This is a genomic window from Actinomycetota bacterium, assembly GCA_005774595.1.
Taxonomy (GTDB): Bacteria; Actinomycetota; Coriobacteriia; order Anaerosomatales; family D1FN1-002; genus D1FN1-002.
In genome coordinates this window covers 1-8,203 of the sequence record VAUM01000026.1, presented here as the reverse complement: position 1 = coordinate 8,203, position 8,203 = coordinate 1, and the positions used below count along the sequence as shown (strand labels likewise).

General features: G+C 73.7%; 8 protein-coding genes and 1 pseudogene (1 of these 9 cut by a window edge). 7 read left to right on the top strand and 2 right to left on the bottom strand.

Annotation, left to right across the window (positions count from 1 at the left end):
• From FDZ70_02170 to lipA, 6 genes and pseudogenes are all read left to right on the top strand, one after another.
• Positions 1-70: pseudogene (locus FDZ70_02170) on the top strand (hypothetical protein); it begins 266 nt to the left of the window's first position.
• Entirely contained in the window at positions 60-2,222 is a 2,163-nt protein-coding gene (locus FDZ70_02165) for a methionine synthase (GenBank protein TLM80103.1), read from the top strand. Before FDZ70_02170 ends, FDZ70_02165 begins: the two are co-directional and overlap by 11 nt.
• Entirely contained in the window at positions 2,219-2,890 is a 672-nt protein-coding gene (locus FDZ70_02160; protein TLM80102.1) for a 5,10-methylenetetrahydrofolate reductase, read from the top strand. The genes FDZ70_02165 and FDZ70_02160 overlap by 4 nt, the downstream gene beginning before the upstream one ends.
• On the top strand, positions 2,698-3,756 hold the full coding sequence (locus FDZ70_02155; protein TLM80101.1) for a 5,10-methylenetetrahydrofolate reductase: 1,059 nt from the start codon (positions 2,698-2,700) through the stop codon (positions 3,754-3,756). Before FDZ70_02160 ends, FDZ70_02155 begins: the two co-directional genes overlap by 193 nt.
• Before the next feature lie 118 nt (positions 3,757-3,874).
• Positions 3,875-5,293, top strand: coding sequence for a dihydrolipoyl dehydrogenase (gene lpdA / locus FDZ70_02150; protein ID TLM80100.1), 1,419 nt, complete (start codon positions 3,875-3,877; stop codon positions 5,291-5,293).
• Positions 5,294-5,310: 17 nt separating this feature from the next.
• Positions 5,311-6,189: a lipoyl synthase gene (lipA, locus tag FDZ70_02145; protein TLM80099.1), complete on the top strand. Its 879-nt coding sequence runs from the start codon at positions 5,311-5,313 to the stop codon at positions 6,187-6,189.
• Positions 6,190-6,214: 25 nt separating this feature from the next.
• On the opposite strand, the gene FDZ70_02140 is transcribed toward lipA, so the two are convergent.
• Complete coding sequence (locus FDZ70_02140; GenBank protein TLM80098.1) at positions 6,215-6,553, bottom strand: hypothetical protein; 339 nt, start codon at positions 6,551-6,553, stop codon at positions 6,215-6,217.
• 32 nt (positions 6,554-6,585) lie between these two features.
• Positions 6,586-7,608, bottom strand: a complete 1,023-nt coding sequence (locus FDZ70_02135; protein ID TLM80097.1) for a diguanylate cyclase — start codon at positions 7,606-7,608, stop codon at positions 6,586-6,588.
• Between the two features lie 167 nt (positions 7,609-7,775).
• On the opposite strand from FDZ70_02135, the gene FDZ70_02130 reads away from it, so the two are divergent.
• Positions 7,776-8,203, top strand: a 428-nt coding sequence (locus FDZ70_02130; protein ID TLM80096.1) for a UPF0280 family protein, incomplete at its 3' end; no start/stop codon positions are given.

Below are 8,203 nucleotides of genomic sequence, written 5' to 3'. Positions count from 1 at the left end.
GGGTCGCCGAGCTCAACACCGCCGGCGTGCGCCTCGCGCGCGCGGGCGGCTCGCCGCACGTGCTGGGTGACATCGGGCCGACCGGCCTCGTGCTCGCACCGCTCGGCGGTGCCGCGTTCGACGAGGTCTTCGAGGTCTTCGCCGAGCAGGCGGCCGCGCTCGCGTCCGCCGGGCCCGACGCGCTCATCATCGAGACGATGACCGACATCGCCGAGGCTCGGTGCGCGCTGCTCGCGGCGCGGTCGGTCACGGACCTGCCGGTGTTCGTGACGGTGACGTTCGGCGCGAACGGGCGCACGGACCTGTCGGGCACCGGCCCCGAGGAGGCCGCGATCGTCCTCGAGGCGTGCGGCGCGGCCGCGGTCGGCATCAACTGCGGGCTCGGACCTGAGCAGATGCTGCCGCTCGTCGAGCGGCTCGCGCGCGCGTGCAGCGTGCCGGTGGTCGTTCAGCCGAACGCGGGCCTGCCGGTGCTCGACGCCGACGGGAACACCGTCTTCCCCGGCACGCCCGACGAGATGGGCGCGTACGCGGCGCGGTTCGTCGACGCGGGCGCGTCCGTGGTCGGGTCGTGCTGCGGGTCGTCGCCGGCGTTCACCGGCGCGATAGCGGACTTCGCGAAGGAGCGCGCCGTAGCGCCGCGCGAGACGCCCGCGGGCGTGGGGTTCGCTGGTCCGCGCGGGTGGGTACGCGTCGGCGCAGGGAGGCCGATCGCGGTCATCGGCGAGCGCATCAACCCGACCGGCAAGCCCGAGCTGGCCGACTCGCTGCGCGAAGGCTCGATGTCGGTCGTGCGCCGCTTCGCCGCCGAGCAGGCCGACGCGGGCGCCGCGGCGCTCGACGTGAACGTGGGCGCGGCGGGCGTGGACGCCGCCGAGGCTCTGCCCGCGGCCGCGTTGGCGCTGGCCGGCGTGACCGACCTGCCGCTCGTGCTCGACACCACGGATCCGGCCGCACTCGAGCGCGCGCTGCGCGTCTACCCGGGCCGCGCGCTCGTGAACTCGGTCAACGGCGGCGAGGAGTCCATGGCAGCGGTGCTGCCGCTGGCCGCGCGCTACGGCGCGGCGGTGGTGGTGCTCGCGCTCGACGACGCGGGCATCCCGCACGAAGCGGCCGGCAGGCTCGCGATCGTGGACCGCGTATGCGCGCGTGCGCACGAGGCGGGCCTGCGCGACGAGGACCTGATCGTGGACACCCTTGTGATGACCGCGGCCACCGACGCCGGTGCGCCGAGGGTGACGGTGGCCGCGCTGGCGGGCGTGAAGGAGCGCGGTCTCGCGGCGATGCTCGGCGTGAGCAACGTCAGCCACGGGTTGCCGCTGCGCGGCCGCCTGAACGCCGCGTTCCTCGCGGCCGCCGCCGAGGCGGGGCTGGATGCCGCCATCGTGAACCCGGGCGACCCCGTCGTCGCCGAGGCGGTGCGGCTGGCCGACAAGGCCCGGGCCGCCGGCGCCGGCGCAGCGCGGCCCGGGCAGGCGTGGGCGGCCTGGGACGACGCGTACGAGGCCGCGCTGGCCGGCGCGCACGGCGGCGGCGAGCCGGGCGATGCGGGCGCGGACGATGACGGCGGCGCGGTCGAGGCCCGGCTGGCCGCCGCCGTGCTCCGCGGCGACGCCGACGCGGCTCCGGGGCTCGTGGACGCGGCGGTCGCCGCGGGGGCGGCCCCGGGGGACGTGATCGCCGGCGTGCTGACGCCCGCGATCCAGGGGCTCGGCGACGCGTTCGGGCGCGGCGAGGCGTTCCTGCCGCAGCTCATCGTGGCGGCCGAGGCGATGAAGGCCGCGGTCGCGCGCGCGAAGACGTACCTGCCGCCGGGCGCTTCCGAGCCGGCGGGCCGGGTGGCGTTCGCGACCGTGAAGGGCGACGTCCACTCCATCGGCAAGGACATCTGCATCTCGCTGCTCGAGAGCGCCGGCTTCGCGGTGGCGGATCTCGGCGTGGACGTGCCGCCGGAGGCGGTGGCCGCCGCGGCGGCTGATGCCGACGTCGTGTGCCTGTCGGCGCTGATGACGACGACGCTGCCGGCGATGCAGGCATCGGCCTGGGCCGTGGAGGCTGCTTCGCCGGGAGTGCCGGTGCTCGTCGGCGGTGCGGTCGTGACCGAGGACTGGGCGCACAGCATGGGGCTGGGCTACGCTCACGATGCCCCCGGCTGCGTGCGCGCGGTCGAGGCGGCCGTGGCGGCGGTGCGCTCGGCGCGGGACGGAAGGTCGCGGTCATGATCATCACGAAGCCTCGCGACTGGCAGCGCATCCTGCGCAACCTCGAGGAGGTCGGCGCGCGCTCGGTCTTCCTGATGGGCTGCGGCCAGTGCGCAACGGTCGTCCACACGGGCGGCGAGAAGGAGCTGCTGCAGGCGAAGGCCGTCCTCGAGCAGCACGGCCATACCGTCACGGGATGGGCGGTCGGCGACGTGACGTGCCATCTCGGTGGCACGCGCCTGGAGACCCGCAAGCGTTCCGGCGACATCGAGGCGGCCGACGCCGTGGTGGTGCTCGCGTGCGGCGCGGGCGTGCAGACGGTGGCCGACTCGGTGCGCAAGCCGGTCTTCCCGGGCTTGGAGAGCGCGTTCCTCGGCAACGTGATCCGGCACGGAGTGTTCGAGGAGCGCTGCCAGATGTGCGGCGACTGCGTGCTCGACCGCACCGCCGGCATCTGCCCGGTCACGACCTGTCCGAAAGGACTGCTCAACGGGCCGTGCGGCGGGATGTGGGACGGGAAGTGCGAGGTCCTGCGCGACCGCGAGTGCACGCACGTGCGCATCCGCGCGCGCCTCGCCGAGCAGGGCCGCTCGCGCGCGGGCGCCGTGCCGCCCAAGGATCACAGCCGCAAGCAGAAGCCCGGAGCGGTGAACCTGCGCGACGCCGGCGAGGGCGGCGACCGCCCGTGAGCCGCCTTCGCGACGCTCTCGAGCGCGGCGAGTTCGTCGTCACCGGCGAGGTCGCGCCCCCGCGCGGCACCGACCTGTCTGCCATGCTGGCGTCCGTCGACATCCTGGCGCCGCACTGCCTCGCGCTCAACGTCACCGACAACCAGGGCGCGGCGCTGCACCTCTCGTCGCTCGCTGCGTCGCGCGTCCTGCTCGACCGCGGCGTGGAGCCGATCTTCCAGCAGACCTGCCGGGACCGCAACCGCCTCGCCTTGCAGTCGGACCTGCTCGCGGCGTGGACGCTCGGCCTCGAGAACGTGCTCATGGTGACCGGCGATGACCCGCGCGGCGGCGACCACCCGGAAGCCAAGGGCGTGTTCGACCTCGACTCGACGCAGCTGCTCACCGTGGCGTCGGAGCTGAACGCCGGCCGAGACATGATGGGCCGCGATCTGGATGGCGGAACCGGCTTCTACCTCGGCGGGGCGATCTTCCCGGAGGCCGAGCCGTGGGAGGTCCAGCTCGACCGCGCGGTCGAGAAGGCGGCCGCCGGCGCGCGCTTCTTCCAGACGCAGGCGGTGTTCGACATCGCGAAGCTCGAGCGCGCCGTGTCGGCGCTGCGGCCGCACGGCGTCAAGGTCATCGCCGGCGTGCTGCTGCTCAGGAGTCCGCGGGTGGTCGACTTCATCAATGACAAGCTCGCGGGGCTGATGGTTCCCGAGGAGGTCGGCGCGCGCATCCGCGGCGCGGCTGACCCGAAGGCCGAAGCCATCGCGCTCGCCGTCGAGCAGGTCCGCGCGATCCGCGAGGTCGCCGATGGGGTCCACGTCATGCCGCTCGGGCTCGACGCGGCCGTGCCTGAGATCCTCGCGGGCGCCGGACTGTAGCGCCCGCGTCGCAACCGGAGCGCGAACGGGGTAGTGCTAGAATCTCCGACGCTCGCGGTGAAGGGCGCGCGTCGGCCCGCCTTCCCGCGACAGTTCTGCCGAGCGGCGGGGACGACCCATGCCGCAGGCGCCCGACGGAAGGGTCCCCACCATGCGAATCGTCGTCCTCGGCGGAGGTCCCGGCGGCTACTCGGCGGCGTTCGAGGCGGCGCGGCTCGGCGCCGACGTCGTGCTCGTCGAGCGTGAGCGCCTCGGCGGCACCTGCCTGAACAAGGGCTGCATCCCCACCAAGACCATCCTGCGCACCGCGCGCGTCGTCAGCGAGACGGCGCACGCCGAGGAGTTGGGGCTGACCGGGGCGGTCGCCACCGTCGAGGTGCCGGCGCTGCGCGCGCGAAAGGAAGCGGTCGTCGACGAGCTGGTGGGCCAGGTCGAGGGCACGGCGCGCCGCCTGAAGGTCGAGGTCGTCGCCGGCGAGGGACGCCTGACCGGTCCGCGGACCGTCGAGGTGGTCCCCGACAGCGGGGGCACGGTCGTCCTCGAAGGCGACGCGGTGATCCTCGCCACCGGCTCCGAGGTCTTCCGCCTGCCGAACATCGATCACAGCATGGAGGGGGTGTGGACCAGCGACGACGCCGTCGCGCTGACCGACATCCCCAAGAGCGTCGTCATCATCGGTGGCGGGGTCATCGGGCTCGAGTTCGCGTGCGTGTACGCCACGCTCGGCAGCTGCGTGACCGTCGTCGAGCTCATGGACCAGGTGCTGCCGGGCAACGACCGCCGCGTCGCGCGCGCGGCGCAGGAGGCGCTCGAGGCCCTCGGCGTCGAGTTCCGGCTTGCCGATGCGGTCGAGAAGGTCGACCGGCTCGACGAGCGCATGTACGCGGACCTGCGCAGCGGCACGTTGCTCGAGGCGGACGTGGTCATGAGCGCCGTGGGCCGCAAGCCGTTCTCCGAAGGCCTCGGCTTTCCGGAGGCGGGCATCGAGATGGACCGCGCCGCGGTGAAGGTCGACGAGCACTTCCGCACGAGCGTGCCCGGCGTCTACGCCATCGGCGACCTGATCGGCGGGATGATGCTCGCGCACGTCGCCGAGGAGGAGGGCGTCGCCGCCGCGCGCAACGCGGTGGCCGAGCTGTCCGGCGCCTCGGCGCACGAGACCGTGCGCTACGACTGCATCCCCGCCTGCGTCTACACGTTCCCCGAGGTCGCGGTCGTCGGGAGTTCGCGCGACTCGGCCAAGGAGCGCGGCGTCGACGCGGTCCAGTCGGTGATGAAGTTCACGGGCAACGGCAAGGCGCTGGCCGAGCGTGAGAGCGACGGCTTCGTCCAGATGGTCGCCGAGAAGGGCACCGGCCGCATCGTCGGCTGCCAGATCGTCGGTCCGCATGCGGTGGAGATCGTCCACGAGGTCGCGGTCGCGATGCGTCACGGCATCACCGTGCGCGATCTGGCCGAGACGGTGCACGCGCACCCGACCGTCTCCGAGGTCGTCCGCGCCGCCGCAGCCGACGCGGCCGGCAAGTGCGGCGTGTAGACGGGACTGAAGCGCGCGTGGCGTACGAGCACGGCACCACGCCAGCCACGCGCCGTCTGCCGCCATGGCTGCGGCGACCCGTCGCGCACCCCGGGCGCTTCGCCGACACGGACGCGGTGGTCGCTGAGCTCGGGCTGCACACGGTCTGCGCCGAGGCGCGCTGCCCCAACCGCGGCGAGTGCTTCTCTGCGGGCACCGCGACGTTCCTCGTGCTCGGTGACGCCTGCACCCGCGGCTGCCCGTTCTGCGCCGTCGAGGCACGCACGCCCGCCGCGCCGGACGACGGGGAGCCCGTGCGCGTCGCCGAGGCGGTCGCGCGGCTCGGTCTGCGGCACGCGGTGGTCACGATGGTGACCCGCGACGACCTTCCCGACGGAGGTGCGGCGCACGTCGCGTCCACGGTCCGGGCGATCCGGGGAGCGGCGCCGGACGCCGCCGTCGAGGTGCTCGTGAGCGACTTCGCCGGCGACGAGGCGGCGCTCGGAACGCTGGTCGACTCGGCGCCCGACGTGTTCAACCACAACCTCGAGACCGTCCGTTCGCAGACCGCGCGCGTGCGCCGGGGCGCGGACTACGACCGCAGCCTCGGCGTGCTCGCCCGCGCGGCGGGGCGCCGGCCCGGGATGCCGGTGAAGTCCGGGCTGATGCTGGGTCTCGGGGAGACGGAGGGCGAGGTCGTCGATGCGATCGCCGACCTGCGCGCGGCGGGCTGCACGATGCTGACGCTCGGGCAGTACCTGCGGCCGAGCGCCGCGCACCTCCCGGTCGAGCGTTTCGCCGAGCCGGACGAGTTCGCGCGGCTCGCACGGGCCGCGTACGCGGCCGGGTTCGAGGCGGTCGCGAGCGCCCCGTTCGTGCGGTCGAGCTACCACGCGGGCGAGCGGGCGCGGGGCTGACGCGCGCTTCCGGCGCGGCCGACGGCTACCCGGGCAGCCCGCACCAGGGCGGCGACGGGACTTCGCCTATCTCGTCGAGGCTGACCGCGTCGCGGTACTCGGCGATACGCGCGGTCCCGGTCGAGCCGCACACGTGGTCGACGCCGTCGACCGGCTCGACGATGAGTTCGTGCCGCACGTCGGTGCCGGCCGCCTCGGCGGCCGCGATGCTCACTGCATGGCAGCAGTAGAGTCGCAGTACCGGCTGCGTGTCGCGGCCCCCCGCCTCGAGCGCGTGCGCGAGCTCGGAGATGCCGTCGCGCCGGACGATGCTCTCGCCTCGGCAGCGCATGTGGGGACAGCGGTTGCAGGTGGGGCGTGCCACGGGTCGCTCCGAGTTCGATGGGCCGTCCGGCGCTAGAGGGCGATGACGTCCCCGACGCGGTTCTTACCCTTGTGCTTGGCGTCGTAAAGGCTCCGGTCGGCCGCGGACAACAGCGCATCGGTGGCCCGAGACGCGTTCGGCCCCGATGTCCACGCGCATCCGATGCTCACCGTGACCGAGGGCACCTGGTCGCATCCGATCGTCAGTGCCGCCACCCGCTCGAGGATCCTCGACGTGATCGGCTCGATCTGGTCCCCGGCGGTCTCCGGTGCGACGATCGCGAACTCGTCGCCGCCGTAGCGCGCGACCATGTCGGAACCCCGCAGCGCGCCTCGCAACACGTTCGCGACCGCGACGAGCACGGTGTCGCCCGCGGTGTGACCGCAGGTGTCGTTCACGTTCTTGAAGTCGTCGACGTCGATGAGCAGCACCGAGATGGGCCGGTCGTACCGCTCGGCCCACGACGCCCACTGGCTGAAGTGCGCCATGAGGCCGCGGCGGTTGTGCAGGGCGGTGAGCGGGTCGCGCGTCGCGAACGAGGACAGCTCCTGGTTCTGCCGCCACGCCTCGCGCAGGATCCGTGCGAGGAAGCTCGCGAGCGGGTCGGGGGAGTAGAGCTCCTCGACCGCGCCGACGAGCCGGTCGACGTGGCGCTGGTACGCCTCGCGGTGCTGCGCCGCGCTGCTCGGGCCTGCGAGGTCGATGACCTCGGTGAAGACAGGATCGAGCATGTAGTACTCGAGCCGGGTCGCGGTCTGCAGCATCTCGTCATCGGACAGCGCCGAGACGTCCGAGGGCGTGCTGCCGACGAGTTCCTCGAGAAGGGCGGCGAGCCGCACGTCGAGATCCGCGCTCTCGGTCACCAGGTCCGGGATCAGTCCCTGCCCCCAGGCGTTGACCAGCTCGGCCCACCACTCGAGGTGGGTGGCCTCCTCGGCGGCCATCTGCTCGAACACCCTCGCGAGCGCCGGGTTCGAGGCGGACTGCGCCATCGCGAGGTAGGTGTCCCGCGCGTACGTGTCGAGGTGCACGAACAGGTTGAGGATCTTCTGCATGTCGACCGCGGCCCTCGGTTCCGTGTGACGGATGCGCCGCGCCCCCCGCGACACAGGATAGCGGTGTGACGGGCGTCACGCTACGGCTTCCGAGCGGGCTGACGGCGGCCATCGACCCGCGTGCGCGTGGCTTGCCGCGCCGCGCGCGCGCGGGGAAGATACGCGGCATGATGTACGAACCGCGCACCTACCGCCTCACTGTCGCGCCTGCGGGGCTCGTGTCGTTCGGGGTCCGCGTCGCGGAGACCGACCTGCTGATCAGCGCCCGGCGCGATCTGTCGGCCGAGGCGCTCGAGTTGGTGGCGGGCGTCCGCGCCGACCTTGAGGCGTTCGTCGCGGCGTCGCCGCGGTTCGCCGAGTCCTACGTGCCGGTCGAGGTGTCCGACGACGCTCCGGAAGTCGTGCGGCGGATGGCCGCGGCGGCGCACACCGCGAACGTCGGCCCGATGGCCGCGGTCGCGGGCGCGGTGGCGGAGGCTGTCGCGCGAGGGCTCGAGCCGCTCTCGCCCGACGTCATCGTCGAGAACGGCGGCGACATCTACCTGATCGGCCGAGAGGACCGGACCGTCGCGCTGTGGGCCGGCGGGTCCGCGGC

Coding starts and splice junctions, on each gene's coding strand:
- FDZ70_02135 (TLM80097.1), bottom strand. CDS start 7,608: ATGCAGAAGATCCTCAACCTGTTCGTGCACCTCGACACGTACGCGCGG.
- FDZ70_02160 (TLM80102.1), top strand. CDS start 2,219: ATGATCATCACGAAGCCTCGCGACTGGCAGCGCATCCTGCGCAACCTC.
- lpdA (TLM80100.1), top strand. CDS start 3,875: ATGCCGCAGGCGCCCGACGGAAGGGTCCCCACCATGCGAATCGTCGTC.